12 protein-coding genes are annotated in these 16,807 nt (G+C 74.3%); 7 read left to right on the top strand and 5 right to left on the bottom strand.

Features of this window, described 5'->3' with window-relative positions:
- Window positions 1-85: 85 nt before the first annotated feature.
- The 4 genes from ACWGH0_RS14200 (at window position 86) to dhaM (ending at window position 3,051) form a co-directional block, all read left to right on the top strand.
- A complete protein-coding gene (locus tag ACWGH0_RS14200) occupies window positions 86-871 on the top strand; it encodes an LppU/SCO3897 family protein (RefSeq protein WP_453404436.1) in 786 nt (261 codons plus the stop codon).
- 116 nt (window positions 872-987) lie between these two features.
- Entirely contained in the window at window positions 988-1,980 is a 993-nt protein-coding gene (gene dhaK, locus ACWGH0_RS14195) for a dihydroxyacetone kinase subunit DhaK (protein ID WP_453404435.1), read from the top strand.
- A gap of 82 nt (window positions 1,981-2,062) precedes the next feature.
- Entirely contained in the window at window positions 2,063-2,644 is a 582-nt protein-coding gene (dhaL, locus tag ACWGH0_RS14190; protein ID WP_453404475.1) for a dihydroxyacetone kinase subunit DhaL, read from the top strand.
- Window positions 2,641-3,051: a dihydroxyacetone kinase phosphoryl donor subunit DhaM gene (gene dhaM, locus ACWGH0_RS14185; RefSeq protein WP_453404434.1), complete on the top strand. Its 411-nt coding sequence runs from the start codon at window positions 2,641-2,643 to the stop codon at window positions 3,049-3,051. Before dhaL ends, dhaM begins: the two co-directional genes overlap by 4 nt.
- Window positions 3,052-3,308: 257 nt before the next feature.
- Here dhaM and ACWGH0_RS14180 read toward each other — a convergent pair whose 3' ends face one another.
- Window positions 3,309-6,839 carry a phosphodiester glycosidase family protein gene (locus tag ACWGH0_RS14180; protein WP_453404433.1) on the bottom strand — a complete coding sequence of 1,177 codons (3,531 nt, stop codon included), beginning with the start codon at window positions 6,837-6,839 and terminating at the stop codon, window positions 3,309-3,311.
- Between the two features lie 677 nt (window positions 6,840-7,516).
- On the opposite strand from ACWGH0_RS14180, the gene ACWGH0_RS14175 reads away from it, so the two are divergent.
- Complete coding sequence (locus ACWGH0_RS14175) at window positions 7,517-9,301, top strand: bifunctional sugar phosphate isomerase/epimerase/4-hydroxyphenylpyruvate dioxygenase family protein (RefSeq protein WP_453404432.1); 1,785 nt, start codon at window positions 7,517-7,519, stop codon at window positions 9,299-9,301.
- Here the strand turns inward: ACWGH0_RS14175 and ACWGH0_RS14170 are convergent.
- Window positions 9,298-10,263, bottom strand: a complete 966-nt coding sequence (locus ACWGH0_RS14170; RefSeq protein WP_453404431.1) for a DUF4331 family protein — start codon at window positions 10,261-10,263, stop codon at window positions 9,298-9,300. The two genes, ACWGH0_RS14175 and ACWGH0_RS14170, sit on opposite strands and share 4 nt — an antisense overlap.
- Window positions 10,264-10,448: 185 nt before the next feature.
- Here ACWGH0_RS14170 and ACWGH0_RS14165 point away from each other — a divergent pair, with 185 nt between their 5' ends.
- Entirely contained in the window at window positions 10,449-11,393 is a 945-nt protein-coding gene (locus ACWGH0_RS14165) for a glycoside hydrolase family 16 protein (RefSeq protein WP_453404430.1), read from the top strand.
- Between the two features lie 75 nt (window positions 11,394-11,468).
- Here ACWGH0_RS14165 and ACWGH0_RS14160 read toward each other — a convergent pair whose 3' ends face one another.
- Window positions 11,469-12,050 carry a hypothetical protein gene (locus ACWGH0_RS14160; protein ID WP_453404429.1) on the bottom strand — a complete coding sequence of 194 codons (582 nt, stop codon included), beginning with the start codon at window positions 12,048-12,050 and terminating at the stop codon, window positions 11,469-11,471.
- A gap of 110 nt (window positions 12,051-12,160) precedes the next feature.
- Complete coding sequence (locus ACWGH0_RS14155; RefSeq protein ID WP_453404428.1) at window positions 12,161-13,666, bottom strand: UDP-N-acetylmuramoyl-L-alanyl-D-glutamate--2,6-diaminopimelate ligase; 1,506 nt, start codon at window positions 13,664-13,666, stop codon at window positions 12,161-12,163.
- A 399-nt stretch (window positions 13,667-14,065) separates the two neighbouring features.
- Between ACWGH0_RS14155 and ACWGH0_RS14150 the strand changes: the two genes are divergently transcribed.
- Window positions 14,066-15,154, top strand: coding sequence for a magnesium and cobalt transport protein CorA (locus ACWGH0_RS14150; protein ID WP_453404427.1), 1,089 nt, complete (start codon window positions 14,066-14,068; stop codon window positions 15,152-15,154).
- Here ACWGH0_RS14150 and ACWGH0_RS14145 read toward each other — a convergent pair.
- On the bottom strand, window positions 15,149-16,801 hold the full coding sequence (locus ACWGH0_RS14145) for an amidohydrolase (protein WP_453404426.1): 1,653 nt from the start codon (window positions 16,799-16,801) through the stop codon (window positions 15,149-15,151). The genes ACWGH0_RS14150 and ACWGH0_RS14145 overlap by 6 nt on opposite strands.
- Window positions 16,802-16,807 lie beyond the last annotated feature (6 nt).

The following is a 16,807-nucleotide window of genomic DNA, read 5'->3' as shown; positions in this document are numbered from 1 at the left end:
CAGAACCCTCCTGCCGCACGTGGGCCGGTGGCCCGGCCGCCGCCCTTCGTTAGGGTGATCCGTCGTCAACTGCCAGGAGATCGCCGTGTCCACCCCGCCGCCACCCGGCTCGTACCCCTCCGCACCGTACGGCGCCCCGGCGCCCCAGGGGGGCGGCGCACCGTACGGCCCTCCCGGCGTCCCGTCGTGGGACGGTGCGCCGCACCCGGGTCCCTCGCCGTACGGGAACCCCGCGACGCACCGGTGGGCCGGTCCGCAGTTTCCCGCCGGGCCCGCGTGCCAGGTGTGCGGCGCGCGGCCGGCCGCGCACGCGGTCATACGCGGCCACCAGGGCTTCCTGGTGATCATGCGCTTCCTCAAGCGCGAGGGCGACTTCTGCCGCGACTGCGGTACGTCGTTCTACCGGAGCATGACCGCCGCCACGCTGTGGCAGGGCTGGTGGGGTCCGCTGTCGGCGGTCATCACGCCCTTCACGGTGCTCCTCAACCTCGGTCCGCGCGCCGTCATGCGCCGTCTTCCCGCACCGGCCGGCGCCGTGCGCCGCCCCCTGGACCCCGGCAAGCGGGTCCTGGCCAGGCCACCGGCGCTCATCCCCCTGGCCGCCGTCGGCCTGGCGCTCGCCCTGGTGACCGTGCTGATCGGCGTCGGTCTTGTGGCGGGCGGCGGGACGGCGGCGGCCGGGGTGTCGGTCGGCGACTGCGTCCGCAACAACGCCGCCTGGCCCGAGCAGGACATCGAACGCGTCGGCTGTTCCGGCGGCGACAGCCAGTACCGGGTGGCGCCGGACGCGGACTGCTCACCCGGCGCGTACCTCCTGTCGCCGGAGTACAGCAGGGACGGGTCGGCCCTGTGCCTGGAGCCGGTGCGCTGACGGGCCGCCGCGCCTACCCTTGGCACCGTCGGCCGTCGCGCTGCCCGCCAACGCGTCGTCCGGGCCCGCGCAGCCCCTGCCGGGAAGCCCGCCGCCCACCTCGTCAGGAGATCCCGTTGAGAATGCTCATCAACGTCGCCGAGACGGTCGTCGCCGACGCGCTGCGCGGGATGGCCGCCGCGCACCCCCGGCTGACGGTCGACGTGGAGAACCGGGTCGTCGTACGGTCCGACGCGCCCGTGGCGGGCCGGGTCGGTCTGGTCTCGGGCGGCGGCAGCGGGCACGAACCGCTGCACGGCGGTTTCGTCGGGCCCGGGATGCTGTCCGCCGCGTGCCCGGGCGAGGTCTTCACCTCGCCCGTTCCCGACCAGATGGTGCGGGCCGCGGCCGCCGTCGACAGCGGACAGGGAGTCCTCTTCGTCGTCAAGAACTACACCGGCGACGTGCTCAACTTCGACATGGCCGCCGAGCTGGCCGAGGACGAGGGCATCCAGGTCGCCAAGGTCCTCGTCGACGACGACGTCGCCGTGGCCGACAGCACCTTCACGGCGGGCCGGCGCGGCACCGGTGCGACGCTGTTCGTAGAGAAGATCGCGGGCGCAGCAGCCGAGGAGGGCGCGCCGCTGGAGCGGGTCGAGGCGATCGCGCGCCGGGTGAACGAGTCCTCCCGGAGCTTCGGCGTCGCCCTCAGCGCGGTCACCACACCCGCGAAGGGCACACCGACGTTCGATCTGCCGCCCGGCGAACTGGAGTTGGGCATCGGCATCCACGGCGAGCCGGGCCGCGAGCGGCGGCCGATGATGACCTCGGGCGAGATCGCGGACTTCGCGGTCGACGCGGTGCTGGAGGACCTGCGGCCGACGCGTCCGGTGCTCGCGCTCGTCAACGGCATGGGCGCGACCCCGCTGCTTGAGCTGTACGGGTTCAACGCCGAGGTGCAGCGCGTCCTGTCCGAGCGGGGCGTCGCGGTGGCCCGTACGCTCGTCGGGAACTACGTCACCTCGCTGGACATGGCGGGCTGCTCGGTGACCCTGTGTCAGGTCGACGAGGAACTGCTGCGCCTGTGGGACGCGCCGGTCGAGACCCCCGCGCTCCGCTGGGGACGCTGAGCCGGCGTACGCCCCGTCATCCGTCACGACCGCGCAAGGAGACACCGTGCTTGTACTCGACACCGCGTTCTTCCGCCGCTGGATGTCGGCCATGGCCGCCGCGGTGGACCGTGAGGCGGGCCGCCTCACCGATCTCGACTCGGCCATCGGCGACGCCGATCACGGCAGCAACCTCCAGCGCGGATTCGCGGCCGTCGCCGCCGCCCTGGACAAGGAGCCGCCCGCCACGCCGGGGGCCGTGCTGACGCTCGCGGGACGGCAGCTCATCTCGACGGTGGGCGGGGCCTCGGGGCCGCTGTTCGGGACGCTGCTGCGGCGTACGGGCAAGGCGCTCGGCGAGGACGCCGAGGTCACGCCCGAACGGCTCGCCTCGGCGCTGGGCGCGGGCGTCGACGCGGTGGCGCAGCTCGGTGGTGCGCAGGCCGGGGACAAGACGATGCTCGACGCGCTGATCCCGGCGGCCGACGCGCTCACGGAGTCGCTCTCCTTCGACGCGGCGCGGCGCGCGGCCGACGAGGGGGCGGTCGCCACCGTGCCGATGCGGGCGCGCAAGGGCCGGGCGAGCTACCTGGGCGAACGCAGCGTCGGCCACCAGGACCCGGGGGCGACGTCGTCGGCGCTGCTGATCGGCACGCTCGCCGAGACGGCGGAGGCGGCCGCGTGAGCGCCGGGGCTCTTGTCGGCGTGGTGCTCGTCTCGCACAGCGCGTCGGTCGCCTCAGCCGTCGCCGAGCTGGCGAAGGGTCTCGCCGGCGGCAAGGAGACCGCACCGGTGGCCGCCGCGGGCGGCACGCCGGACGGGGGCCTCGGGACGAGCGCGGAGTTGATCCGCGAGGCGGCCCGGTCGGTCGACGCGGGCGCGGGGGTGGCCGTACTGGTCGACCTGGGCAGCGCGGTGCTCACGGTGAAGGCGCTGCTGGCCGAGGGCGACGAACTGCCGACCGGGACACGGCTGGTGGACGCGCCGTTCGTCGAGGGAGCGGTCGCCGCGGTGGTCACCGCGTCGGCGGGCGCGGACCTGGCGGCGGTGGAGGCGGCGGCCAAGGAGGCGTACGACTACCGCAAGGCTTGAGCGGCTTCGCCGGGCGGGCACGCCGTCGCCCGGGTCGGTGGGGGCCCGCCCCAACTGTTGCGGGCAGTCGTACGCGCGGGGGAGCGCGGGCGCTGGTCCGCCGCAGTGGCGAAACGGGCGCCGGCGGCGGTACCGCCGTCACCGACCCGGCGTCGCACGCCTGGTCCGCGACCTGCGCTCCCGAGGGCAGCCGTACGACTGCCCCCCGACGGGCCGGGGCCCCGCGCCTCCAGGGGCCCCGGCCCGCCGTCACGGATTCACCGCCCACCCGCCGTCGCCGCTCGGTCCGTCGGGACCTTCCGGTGTCCGGGCGTTGTCCGCGCGACGCGGACCTCGGTGCGCTGTGTCGTGCCGTTGACCGTCACCGCGAGCGTGACCGCGCCGGGGCGCAGGGCCATGAGGGTGCCCGTCGCCGGGTCGAAGGCAGCGGTGTGGCGGGGCCGCGCGCCCCGCGCCGGGCCGAGGTGGAGGTTCGGGGAGCCCGTCCAGTCCGCGCTCAGCGGGAAGGCGACCGGCACCCGGCGCGGGCCCTGGGTGACGGTCGCCCGCACCGCCGCGTTCCGGCCGGGAGGCAGTGCCGCCGGGGCGTCCAGCGTCAGGGCGTCCACCTGCGCGCGGGTCTGGACCGTGACCCAGTCCGGCCCGCCCGCCCAGGGCCGCCGCCGGGCGGCGGCCTGTTCGGCCCGCGAGACCGCGTCGACACCGACCAGCGACCAGCCGGTGAAGCCGCCCCGGTCCGCCGGACCGGCCGGCGTCTTCCCGGTGTTGCCGTTGACGAGGTAGGGCACACCGTCCACGCGGGCGGCGTGGAAGACCCCGACGTGACTGCCGATCAGCCCCGCCCCCTTCCCGGCGGTACGGCGGAAGTCGGCCAGCCAGCGCTCGATCAGCGCCGCCTCCTTGCGGTCCCCGAGTTGGCTGCCCTGCTGCGGGGTGGGGTCGCGCGGCGGGACGTGCTGGATCAGCACGACCGAGCTGACGCGGTCGTCACCCGATGCCGCGTCGAGTTGCGCCCGCAGGTTCCTGATCTGCGCGAAGCCGCCGCCGCGCAGGCTCAGGCTGGACGTGTCCAGGGTGATGAACCGGGTCCCCTCGTGGTCGAACGTGCGGTGTGCGGGGCCGAATTCGGCGATGAAGTGGTCGATCTTCCCGCCCATCACCTCGTGGTTTCCCGGTACGTAGTACCAGGGCAGGGCGTCCCCGAGTTCCTCGGTCAGGATGCGGCGGGCGAAGGCGAGGTCGGCCGGTGAGCCCTCGTCGACGAGGTCGCCGTTGACGACGAGGAAATCGGGTTCGGCGGCCCGGATCTCGCGCAGGGTGCGGCGCGTGCGTGCGACGATCGCGCTGTCCGGGTCGCGGGCGACGAACTGGGCGTCGGACATCACCGCGAACTGCCAGTCCCTGCCCTCCGTCCGGGCCGCCGGGCCGATGAGCGGATCACGGGGCACGGGCTGGTCCGGCAGGTCGACGGCGGGCGGCACCTGTGCGGCGAGCGTGTCGATGACGATCTCGCCGGTGTACTGCCTGGCCGCCGCCGTCTCCGCGAGGTAGAAGCGCTGGATCCCCAGCGGCTGGGCCGCGCCCGGCGGTACGGCGAAGGTGACCTGCCGCCAGCCGGTCCAGGTGATGAACGGGCCGCGCAGGAGCTGGTCGGAGCCCGCCGCGTCCTTGAGGTGCAGGGTCGGCCACGCCCCTGCGCCGTCACCCTTGATCCACAACGTGAAGGACTGGGGCCGGCCGGCCACGGCGACCGGCGGCCGGGGCGGACTGGCGTAGGCGGCGCGGGTCGCCGTCGACTGCGTGAAGTCGTACGTGAGTCGCAGCCCCGTGCCGGTGTGGCCCTCGGGGGTCGCCGCGACCGAGCCGCTCGCGCGGGCCTGGGCGAACGTCCAGGACGCGGCGTCGTCGAGCGCGGACACGGCCTGCTCGGTGAGTCCGACACTGACAGCCAGCCAGGTGACCACGCCGTTCACGGTCGCCGTGATCCGTCCGGCGCCGCCGCCCGTGCGGGAGGTGACGGTGAAGCCGCCCCGGCCGTCGTCGCGGATGTCGAAGAGCGACCGGTCGTAGTCGAGTCGTACGTCGCGCGGCTCCACGGGGGCGCTGGCGCCGTGGGCGTCGTAACCGACGATGCCGAACGTGCCGCTCGCCGCCGCGTCGGCGAGCCCGACGCGGCGGGTGGTCGGTTCGGCGCGGGCGAGCTCGTCGAGGACGGTCAGCCGGATGACGCCGTCGGCGGGTCCGCGGTGCGCGCGCACCTGTGTGGCGCCGCCGCGGCGGGCCGTGAACAGCCCTTCCCCGTCGACCGTGCCCACGGACGCGCGGGAGCTGTGCCAGCGCGGCTCGCCCTCGGCCGGGCCGTACGTCTCGTCGTGGCCGGCGGCGGTGAGCTGCCGCGTCAGGCCCGGGAAGACCCGGTCGGGGTGACCGCCGCCGACCGGGTCGGCGGTCGGTGCGCCGAGGGCGGGTGTACGCGCAGCGACCCAGTAGCCGCGCAGGTCTCCGCTGCCGTCCGGGGCGGTGAGGGCGAGGCCGTTGGGCACGGTGCGTTCGCTGCCGTCGGACGGGCCGTTCTCCACCCGCAGCGCGTCGCTGCCAGGGGCGCGGGCGACGAGGGTCGAGGAGCCGCCGCCGTCGAGGTTCAGGGCGCTGTGCGATCCGGCGCGCTTCATCATGACGGCGAGTTCGGTCAGCGTGACGCCGCCGCTGTCGGCCTGGCGGCCGTCGACGGTGATCACCTGCATCTCGCCGCCGTCCCGTGAGAAGCCGACGGCGGTGCGGGGCGCGGCGGCGTTGTTGCCCTGGCCGTCGTGGTTCTGCGGTACGCCGTCCACGACGAGCAGTTCACGGCCGCCGACGGCCGTGCGCGGCACAGGGCCGCCGTCGGTGCGCGCCCGGTACTCCATCGTGACCGGATCGCCCGGTTTCAGCGCGCCCAGGACCGCCGCCCCGGCCTCGCGGCCGACGAGGACCGTGGTGCCCTCGGGGACGGGGCCGGTGCCGGGCCGGTCGTCGACCGCGACGACTCGCCCGTCCCGTACGGCCGCTTCGGCGACCGGGGTCGCCGCGTCCACGGTCAGCGCCCGGTCGGCGGCGCCCCAGCCTGCCGTGTACGCCCCCACTCCCCCGGCGGGCACATTGGCCGCGTTGTAGGCGGCGAGGGGGTGCGTCCCGCCGGGGAGGGTGAGCGTGCCCTCGAAGTACAGCTGGAGGACGCGGCCCGCGCCGCCGGGGCCGACGCCGACGGCGCGGTGGACGCCGGGGGCCGGCGAGTGGACGGGCCGGCCGTCCTTGACGCCTGGCCCCTGGGGCGCGCCGGTCTGGTTGATGTCGAAGAAGTCGGCGTTGAACGCGGCGACGGTACGGCGGCCCGCGCCGGGATCGTGCGCGGCGGCGAGCGCGGACACCGGGCGGCGGTCGGAGACCTTGCCCGAGTGGAGGTAGTCGGCCTGTACGGCGCCGCCGTCGAGGTCGACGGAGAGCGCGTCCACGCGAAGCCACTTGTCGGATTCGAGGCGATCGTACGAGGTGAGCCGGACGCCCGGGGCGACCGGGCGGACGCTGCGGGCGGTCTCGATGCCGTCGCCGTCGACGACGGAACGGGGGCTCGCGTCGGGGGCGCTCGCCGGGGGCGGCGCGACGGGCCGGAGCATTTCGGCGGCGTCGCGGGGACGGGGGTCGGGGGTCGTGCCGGCGTCGGCGGGGGCCACCGTCCCGGCGGTCAGGGCGGCCACCGTCGCGAGGAGCACGACGGACCTTCCGAGGGGGCCGGCTGTGCCAAGTCCCACAAGTCCTCCTGGGGAACGGCGGGTTCGACGGGTCGGCGGGCGGTGGGCGCCGCCGCCCACAGCATCGCCGTGCGCGCACCGGGGCACCAGGGGGCGCGGGGGCCCTTGGGAAGAACACCGTGCGGCACCGGAGTGACGCCGCATCAGGAGGCCCTGCGGAGCGCCCGATGAGGCCCGGCCCACGTTACGGCGGCGAACGCCCCCGGCACGGCAGCCGCCGGCCGATGTCGACACTCCCGGGCCGCGCGGGTGCGTCACGGGTGGCCGCCGCACGCTCGCGGGCGGAGCGGTGCGGGCGCGTACGCCGCGCCGACGGTCGCGGGACTGGGCGACACCACTGCTGCGGCTGGGGTGCGTACCCACGGCCCTGCGCCACACCGGCGGACGGTGCCGGCGCGTACGCACGCCCGGAGGCCCCGCCCGTCCCCACTGCTGCATCCGGGGTGCCCGGGCGCCGATGTGGTCCCCGGCGGCCCGACACGGAGCTGCGGCGCCGGGACGGGGGCGCGGGCTGCCGCACGCTGTACGGCGGACGGGCCGGCCTCCCGGCGGCGGTGCATACGCTCCGGGCGCGCACGGGACACGAGCCGGGGCCGGGCGGCCGGCCCGCCCGCACGCGAGCCGCCGCCGACCGGGCGGCTCGCCCGCCCCCGACGCCGCCCAGGCAGGAGTCCCTCATGCGCAAGTCCATCGCCACCGTCTCCGTCAGCGGTTCCCTGACCGAGAAGCTGGAAGCCGTCGCCCGGGCCGGGTTCGACGGCGTGGAGATCTTCGAGAACGACCTGCTCGGCTGCCCGCTGCCGCCGGAGCGCATCCGTGAGCGGGCCGGGGACCTCGGCCTCCGCATCGACCTCTATCAGCCCTTCCGCGACTTCGAGGCGGTCGCGCCCGAGCGGCTCGCGGACAATCTGCGGCGGGCCGAGCACAAGTTCCGGCTGATGGAACGGCTCGGCGCGGACATGATGCTCGTCAGCTCCAACGTCTCCCCCGACTGCGTCGACGACGACGGGCTCGCCACCGAGCAGTTGCGGCTGCTGGCCGAGCGGGCCGCCGAGCACGGCATCAGGATCGCGTACGAGGCGCTGGCCTGGGGCCGGCACGTCGCCACGTACCCGCATGCCTGGCGGATCGTCCGGGCGGCCGGCCATCCGAACCTCGGCCTGTGCCTGGACAGCTTCCACATCCTGTCGCGGGGAAGCGATCCGGAGGGGATCGAGGCGATTCCCGGCGACAGAATCTTCTACCTCCAGCTCGCCGACGCCCCGCTGCTCGCCATGGACGTACTCCAGTGGAGCCGCCACTACCGCTGCTTCCCCGGCCAGGGCGGCTTCGACCTCGCCGGGCTGCTCGCCCGGGTGCTGCGGACCGGCTACGCGGGTCCGCTGTCACTGGAGATCTTCAACGACGCGTTCCGGCAGGCCGACACCGGGCGGACGGCCGTCGACGGGATGCGGTCCCTGATCGCGCTGGAGGAGTCGGTGAGTCAGGTGCTCGGCACCCGCTCCCCCCTTCCCGCGCCCGTGCGGCCCGAAGGGTTCGCCTTCGTCGAGCTGGCGACCCGTGACCACAGGCGCCTGGGCGGCCTGCTCACCGCCCTGGGTTTCGCCCGTACGGGACAGCACGAGACGAAGCCGGTCGAGCTGTGGGAGCAGGGCGGGACCAGGATCCTCCTCAGCCGCGTGCACCCGGAAAGCCCCACCGACACGTCCGTGGTGGCCATCGGGCTGGAGTCCGCGGACCCGGCGCGGTCCGCCGCGCGCGCCCGGGCCCTGCTGGCGCCCGTACTCACCCGGCACCGTGCCCCGGCGGAGGCGCCGCTCGAAGCCGTCGTCGCGCCGGACGGCACAGAGCTGTTCTTCTGCGCCACCGAGCCGACGGCCTGGCGCGAGCACTTCGACGCCGTGACGCCGCCCGGCGGCCATGTGTCCCGCATCGACCACGTGGCGCTCGGCCACCCCTGGGACCGGTTCGACGAGGCGGCGCTGTTCTACCGCGCGGTGCTCGGGCTGCGGCCGCACGAGAGCGTCGAAGTGACCGATCCGCACGGGCTGTCGCGCAGCCGGGCCATGTCCGACGTCACGGGCGGGGTCCGCCTCGTCCTCGACATCGCGCGCGTCGGGGCGCGGGAACTGCCGGGGCAGCACATCGCGCTCGCCGACGACGACATCGCCGCGACCGCGCGCCGGCTCCAAGCGCTGCCCGACGACGTGCTGCTCCCCATCCCCGGCAACTACTACGACGATCTGCGGGCCCGTTACGACCTGGACGAGGAGCGGCACCGCGAACTGCGCGAGCTGGGGCTGATGTACGACAGGGACGAGGACGGCGAGTACCTGCACCTGTGCACCGTCACCGTCGGCCGGGTCTTCTTCGAGATCGTCCAGCGCGTCGGCGGCTACCGCGGCTTCGGCATGGCCGACGTACCGGTGCGGCTCGCCGCCCAGTACGCCGCGCGCGGCTAGCCGGCGGTGGGACCGAGGTGGGGCGGGCCCAGGTAGGGGAACTCGGGGAGCAGGTCCGTGTGCGGGCCGATGTGGTCGCCGGCGACCTTGCCGCCCGAGATCATGGCGAGGCGCGCGGAGGTGACGTCGTCGGTCAGGGTACGGCCGTTGGGGTACGCGGCCGTGCGCCCCCGGTCGTAGACCAGGATGTCCGGGAGGACCGTACGCAGCACCTCCTCGGCGGTACGGGCGTCGTATCCGCCGGTGTGCCGCAGCACCTCCGTCCACGCCTCCCGGTAGGTGTCCCAGTCCGCGACGGGCTCCCCCTCGTTGTAGGCGGTCTTCGCCTCGTCGGCGTTGAAGTACGCCGTCAGGGAGGGGTGGGCGCCGCGGTCGACGGACCTCAGCTGCCCGTCCTGCCGCACGCTCACCCGCGCCCAGACGCCGATGGGGTCGGCGTCCAGTTCCTCGCTGGGGATCTCCAGCGCGATGCCGAGGACGTTCTTGTCGGCTCCCCAGTCGACGCCGGTCCACTGGAAGTCCTTGACGATCCCGTCGAGGTCGGCGAAGAAGGGGTCGCTGCGCAGCCCGGCGGCGAAGAGGTAGGGCCCGGCTTCGATCACGTTCGGCTGCGCGCCGAAGGAGACCGGCGCCTCGGCGATGATCTGCTGCCCGCCGGGCTCCGGGCTGCGGGCCTGCGCCCCCGTCGCCCAGTACACGCTCGCCGTCTGCTGCCCGCCGGCGGGCGGCGAGAAGACGAAGCTGAACGCCGCGTCGGCCCGTTCGTCGCCGTCGATGTCGACATCGATGCGGTAGACCGCGTCCGGATGGAACGCCGCACCCGTGGCAGGGGCGATCGGGTGGACGTTCATGATCAGAACGGTGCGGTCGCCGGGCACGGTGAACACGAACAGATCCGTCAGGTCCAGCCGGGCGTCGTCCATGGGCGACCGCAGGTTCGGTCCGCTGAGGTGATGAGACATGGACTCAGCCTCGGCCCCGTGCCCCCCGCGCGCACGCGCTGCCCGCCAAACGCGCCCTCGGTTCACTCGCCCGGCCACCGGTCCGGGCCGCGTATCCGCTCCGACCGGTGTACGGCGCGGCGCGGCCCCCGTACGGTATGGGGCGCACCGTCCGGAACAGGTACCGGTATCTGGAGGAACGGGCCATGACCGCACCCGCGCACCGTCGTCCCCGGCGGCGTCTGCTGCCGGCCGCACTGGCTCTCGCCCTCGCCGCGCCGGCCTTCCTGTTCGCGTGGCTGCTGCCGGCGTCGGGGGCGGCCGCGCCCTCGCAGGACGCCTGCCGCACGGTCGGCGACAGCATGCCGCGCGGCGACTGCGGCCCCTTCCGCCAGATCTTCGCGGAGGATTTCAACGGCGACACGCTACCGCTCGGCTCCTTCAGCGACTGCGACCACCACGCCGACACCAAGGACGCGTACTGCGGCGGCCTGGAGGGCTCCTACCGCGACGACTGGTGGGCGTACCCGAGCAGGTGGCAGGACACCGCGACCTCGGGCGCCGACGGCAACACGGGCCGGTCGGTGGGCGGCGCCTACCACCCCGAGGACACCGTCAGCGTGGGGCCCGCCGAGAACGGCGACGGGCGGATGAGCGTCCGGATGTGGCGGCCCGCGGACGGCGGACCGGTGCACGCGGCGGCCGTGGTCCCGAAGAAGCTGATGGAGCGGACGTACGGGAAGTTCAGCGAACGCTTCCGGGTGGTGAAGGCCGCGCCGGGCTACAAGTCGGCACACCTCTGGTACGGCGACGGGTGCGAGATGGACTTCCCCGAGCAGAACTGGACCGACACCATCACGGCGTTCACGCACCCGTGCGGCGGCGGACGGCAGGACATGTTCCCCACCGGCGCGCGCTGGACCGACTGGCACACCACGTCCGTCGAGTGGACGCCGCGGGAGATCCGCTACTACCTGGACGGCGTGCTGGTCGGAGCGAGCACGCGCGGCATACCGTCCGAGCCGCTGTCGTGGGTGCTCCAGAACGAGAGCGCGCTGTACGGCCCGCCCGCCGCGCCCGGCTCGTCGGCGCAGCTCGACATCACGTGGGTCACGGGCTACGCGTACGAGGGCGCGCCCGAGGCGGGCTGAGCGGACCGCCGTCGAGCCGCCTCCACCGCAACGTGCCACGCGCCGCGTCCCGCTGAGCGCGGCGCACCCGCCGTCTCAGGCGCGCGCGAGCACGGCCAGGACGGCAGCGAACTCCACGCACAGCGCGAGAGATCCGTAGCTCAGGACCCGGCCGACGGGCCACGGCGAACGGCCGCCGGCGTCCGCCCGCAGCACCGACCGGTGCGCGGCCAGGGACGCCGCAAGGGAGACGCCGTAGACGACAGCGGCGTACGTGAGCCAGTCGCGGGCCTCGGGCCACGAGCCGGGGGCGTCGCCCGGGGCGTACAGAACCACCACGAGCAGCGGCACCCCCACCGGGAGCAGCAGCGCCGGCACGGCGACGGCCGCCACCCGCCACCCGCGTCTCGCGCTGCCCCTGCGCCGCGCCCACCCGTGGCCGAGGGCGACGGCCGGCAGTACGTGAGAGACGGTCAGCAGCGCGGCGCAGGGGACGAGCGCCGCCAGCACGACGGGCAGCAGTACGGGCAGCACGCCGCCCGTACCCGCCTGCGGCACCGCTCCCAGCAGCGGCGCCGCGATCAGCAGCGCCACGCCCTCCAGCCAGAGCACCGCCATGGCGACCGACGACGCCGCCGGCGCCCTGCCCCGTTCCGTGCCCCCGTGTGACAGTCCCACCGTCGCCCCCTCGTCGGCCCTCATCATGGCGGACGGCTGACCCGGCGGCCGCACCCCCCGTCGGCGGACGGTCCGCACGCCGGGGGCGACCGGTCGGCCCCGACCGGGCCCTACACCTCGTCGCAGAGCTCGCGCACCGTCTCCATGTCGTTGAACGGGATCAGCCGCTCGCCGACGATCTGGTACGGCTCGCTGCCCTTCCCCGCGACCAGCACGATGTCGTCGGGCCCGGCGGCGGACAGCGCGTACGCGATGGCGGCGCGGCGGTCGGCGTACCGCTCGAAGGGGGTTCCGGTCGCTTCTAGACCGGGCGTGATCTGGTCGAGGATCTGCTCGGGGTCCTCGTTCCGGGGGTTGTCCGAGGTCAGCACGCACAGGTCGGAGTGCGTTCCGGCGATCTCGCCCATCTCGGCCCGCTTGGTGCTGTCGCGGTCGCCGCCGCAGCCGAAGACCGTCACGATGCGTCCCCGGGCGAAATCACGGACGGTGGTCAGCACCTTGTCGAGCGAGTCGGGCGAGTGCGCGTAGTCCACGACGACGGTCGTACCGGACGGCGTCCGGAAGCGTTCGAAGCGCCCGGGGGCCGTCGGCATCCGGTCGAGCGCGGCGACCAGCCCCGCCAGGTCGTACCCCAGAGCGTGGCAGGCGGCGACGGTGGCCAGCGCGTTGGCGACCGAGAACCGGCCGGGCACGGGAATCGCCGCCGGGTACTCGCGTCCGCCGTGGTGGAGCGTGAAGCGCGTGCCCCGGCTGTCCGTGCTCAGGCCGGTCGCCCGGTAGTCCGCCTCGGTGTCGAGGGCGTAGGTCGTCACCGCCCCCGGCATCATCGCCACGATCGAGGCGCCCACCGCGTCGTCCAGGTTGACGACCGCCCGCCGGCAGAGCCCTTCGAAGAGGCGCAGTTTGGCGTCCCGGTAGTGCTCCATCGTTCCGTGGTCGTCCAAGTGGTCCTGGGTGAGGTTGGTGAAGACGCCGATGTCGATGAAGGAGTCGTCGACCCGGTGCGTGAGCAGGCCCATGGAGGTCGCCTCCAGGACCACCGTGGAGACCTCGCGGTCCCGCATGCGCCCCAGGAGGTACTGGAAGTCCGGTGATTCGGGCGTGGTCAGCACCGTCCTCGGCATGGGGATCGTCTCGTCCCCGATCCGGTTGCCGCCCGTTCCGATCACACCCACCCGGACGCCCCCGGCGATCCGCAGCAGCGACTCGACCATGTACGAGACGGAGGTCTTCCCGTTGGTGCCGGTGACAGCCACCATGTCCATGCCGCGCCCCGGTTCCCGGTGGTAGCGGGAGGCGAGTGCAGCGGCGGCCCTGCGGATGTCCGGCACCCGCACGACGCAGGCGCCCGCGGCCGCCGCGGAGACCGACGCCGTCAAGCCCTTGTCCGCGTCCGTACCCGCGCCGTCGCCTTCGACGAGTACGGCCACCGCGCCGCGCGCGACGGCGTGGCCGACTCCGCCGGGGCCGCCGCCGGCGTGCCCCGGCACGGCGATGAACAGGGAACCCGGCGCCGCCCTGTGGGCGTCGAAGCAGGTGCCGGCGGTGATCGTCGCCCCGGCGTCCCCCGTGAGGACCTCGTGGTCGTGGCCGGCCAGCAACTCGCTCAACTGCACAGGGGTCCTCTCGAAAGGGATTACGGCGTCGGCCGGTCGTCCGGCGTCGGCGGAGACTGCGCCCGGGCTCTGGGGCCCCGGGCGGAGGTGTGCGAAGCACAAGAAGGAAGAAGGGGATGAAAAGGGGGAGGAAGCGCTGCACTCGCGCGGCAGAGCGAAGGCCGGACGAGGAACCGGCGGGCACGACCCGGGCCTGTGCCCGGGAGGGGAATCGCTAGCCGTGGCCGTGCAGGGCCCGGCACCGGGCATGAGGGGCCCGGCCGGGGAACTCCCCCGCTGCCCTCGCGCTGCGACTCATGGTTCGGAGTGTACGGCCCCGCCAGGCATGTCCCGCCCCCGTCGGCGGCCGGTCCGCACCGCAATGGCACACTGGCCGCCGATTCGCCGAAGGAGCACTCCATGCCGTTGATCCGCACGCTCAGCCGGGCGGTCCGCCGCGCCTACCGCCCGAACGTGGATCTGAGCCATCCCACGCGTTCGCCGCTCGGCAGCGCGGTCGTGAACTGCGTGGTCTACGAGGACGGCACGCGCCGGCCCGGCGACTGCCCGGCGGAGGAGGCCCTGGGGCGGGTGCGCAAGGCCGGCCAGGGGTTCGTCTGGATCGGACTGCACGAACCCTCCGAGGAGGAGTTCGCCGGTCTCGCCGAGCTCTTCGGACTCCACCCGCTGGCCGTGGAGGACGCCGTTCAGGCGCATCAGCGGCCGAAGGTGGAGCGGTACGACGACGTGCTGTTCTCGGTCTTCAAGACCGTCCACTACGTCGAGCACGCCGAGCTGACCACCACCAGCGAGATCGTGGACACCGGAGACCTCATGGTGTTCACGGGCCCCGACTTCGTCATCACCGTCCGGCACGGCGGCCGGGGCTCGCTGGGACCGCTCCGCGAGCATCTGGAGTCGACGCCCGAGCGGCTGGCGACGGGTCCCGCCGCCGTGCTGCACGCCGTCGCCGACCACGTGGTCGACGAGTACCTGGTGGTGGCGGAGGCCGTGCAGCACGACCTGGACGCGGTCGAGAGCGCCGTGTTCAGCGAGCCGGCGGGGCGCGGCGACGCCGGCCGGATCTACCAGCTCAAGCGGGAACTGCTCGAACTCAAGCGGGCCGTGGCGCCGCTGGCCGGGCCGCTGCGTCAGCTGGCCACGGAGCCGATGCCGACCGTCGGCGACGAGCTCCGCACCTACTTCCGCGACGTCGCCGGGCATCTGGCGAGGACGGCCGAGCAGATCACCGCCTTCGAAGGGCTGCTCGACTCGATCCTCCAGGCCCATCTGGCGCAGGTGACGATCACGCAGAACGAGGACATGCGCAAGATCACGTCGTGGGCCGCGATCATCGCCGTACCGACCATGATCTGCGGTGTCTACGGCATGAACTTCGACCACATGCCCGAACTGCGGTGGACGTACGGCTATCCGCTCGCCCTCGCCGTCATGGCCGTCGCCTGCTTCGCCATCCACCGCGCGTTCCGCCGCAACGGCTGGCTATGACGCCGTGACCACCACTTCGCCGCCCACCACCACGGTCTCGGCGACGGTGCCGGGGATGTACTCGGGAGCGATGTCCAGGATGTCGCGGGACAGGACGACGAAGTCGGCGAGCTTGCCCACGGTCAGCGAACCCCGTTCGTGCTCCAGGAAGTTGGCGTACGCCGATCCCATCGTGTAGCCGTGCACGGCGGTCGCCACGTCGACGGTCTCCCCGGGCATCCACGGCTCCCCGCCGCCGAGCGGGCGGCGCGTGACGGCGGTGTAGATGCCGACCATCGGGTCCATCTCGGCGACGTTCCAGTCGCTGGAGAAGGCGAGCACGGCGCCGGCCTCGTGCAGGCTGCGCATCGGCCACGCCTTGTGCCAGCGGTCCTCTCCGACGTTCGCCGCCCAGTCCTTGCCGGGCCCGGCGATCTCCGGGGCGCTGTGGCGCGGCTGCATGCAGGCGACGACACCGAGCTCCCGGAAGCGCGGGGTGTCCTCGGGGTCGAGGCATTCGACGTGCACGACCTGGTGGCGGGCGTCGCGCGGGCCGTTGGCCTCGCGGGCGCGCGCGACGGCGTCGAGGACGGTCCGGATGCCCCGGTCGCCGGTGGCGTGGACGAAGCACTGGAAGCCGCGCGCGTCCAGCCGGGTCAGCAGCCGCGCGAACTCCTCGGGCGGGTAGAAGGTCTCGCCCCGGTGGTGGCCGCAGCCGGCGTAGGGCTCCAGCAGGGCGGCGGTGCGGGGCTCGACGACGTCGTCGATGTAGAGCTTGAGCGGGCCGACGTTCAGCCTGTCGTCGTCGAAGCGGCGTGCGGCCTCGGCGAAGGCGTCGAGGTCGGCGTCGGTGGTGCCGCGCGGGTGGAAGAGGGCCGCGACGATCCGCGAACGGAGCCGGCCCTCGGCGCGGGCCCGCTCGTACAGGGCGAGGTCGTCGAGCGAGTTCTGCGGCTCGACGACGGTGGTGATGCCGTAGCGGATCGCGTCGTCGAGGCTGCGGGCGAGACGCCCGTACTGCCGGTCGGGCGACGCCCACGGCACGCCGAGCTCACGCAGGGCGCGGTGGCCGTCGCGGGAGAGGCCCTTGACGGCGAAGTCCGTGACGAAGCCGGTGGGTTCGCCGGTCGCCGGGTCGGTCTCGGCCTCGCCGAAGGGTAGACGCGTACGGCCCCTGGCGACGCCGAGGCGGCGCATGGCCGCCGTGTTGAGCCAGGCGGTGTGCACGTCGTAGCTGAGGACGAAGGCGGGGGTGTCGCCGGTGACCGGGTCGAGGTCCGCCGCGCGCGGCATGCGGCCGCCCGGGATCGCCGAGTAGTCGAACGCCTCCGCCTCGATCCACTCGGCGTCGGGGTGCGCGGTGCGCCAGGCGCGGATGCGCTCGTGGACGCCGTCGAGCGTGCGGACGCCGGCGAGCTGGACGCAGGCGTCGTCCGAGCCGAGCCGGACGTGGTTGTGGGCGTCGATGAAGCCGGGCAGCACGAGCCGCCCGCCCGCGTCGAGGACCTCGGTGTCCGGGCCGGTCCACCGCGCGGCTCCGGCGTCCCCGCCGAGCCAGGCGATGCGCCCGTCCCGTACGGCCAGCGCCCGGGCGTGGGGCAGTCGGGCGTCCACGGTGTGGATGCGGGCGTTGACGAGGACCAGATCGGCCGGGGTGGTGCGGGTCATGGGGAA

It is taken from the genome of Streptomyces sp. NPDC054887 (genome assembly GCF_053610585.1).
This window is presented reverse-complemented; position numbering and strand designations above follow the sequence as displayed.

Bases quoted from the DNA above. Each gene is read 5' to 3' on its own strand.
- dhaL (WP_453404475.1), top strand. From the start codon at position 2,063: ATGTCGGCCATGGCCGCCGCGGTGGACCGTGAGGCGGGCCGCCTCACC.
- ACWGH0_RS14175 (WP_453404432.1), top strand. From the start codon at position 7,517: ATGCGCAAGTCCATCGCCACCGTCTCCGTCAGCGGTTCCCTGACCGAG.
- ACWGH0_RS14170 (WP_453404431.1), bottom strand. From the start codon at position 10,263: ATGTCTCATCACCTCAGCGGACCGAACCTGCGGTCGCCCATGGACGAC.
- ACWGH0_RS14165 (WP_453404430.1), top strand. From the start codon at position 10,449: ATGACCGCACCCGCGCACCGTCGTCCCCGGCGGCGTCTGCTGCCGGCC.
- ACWGH0_RS14150 (WP_453404427.1), top strand. From the start codon at position 14,066: ATGCCGTTGATCCGCACGCTCAGCCGGGCGGTCCGCCGCGCCTACCGC.
- ACWGH0_RS14145 (WP_453404426.1), bottom strand. From the start codon at position 16,801: ATGACCCGCACCACCCCGGCCGATCTGGTCCTCGTCAACGCCCGCATC.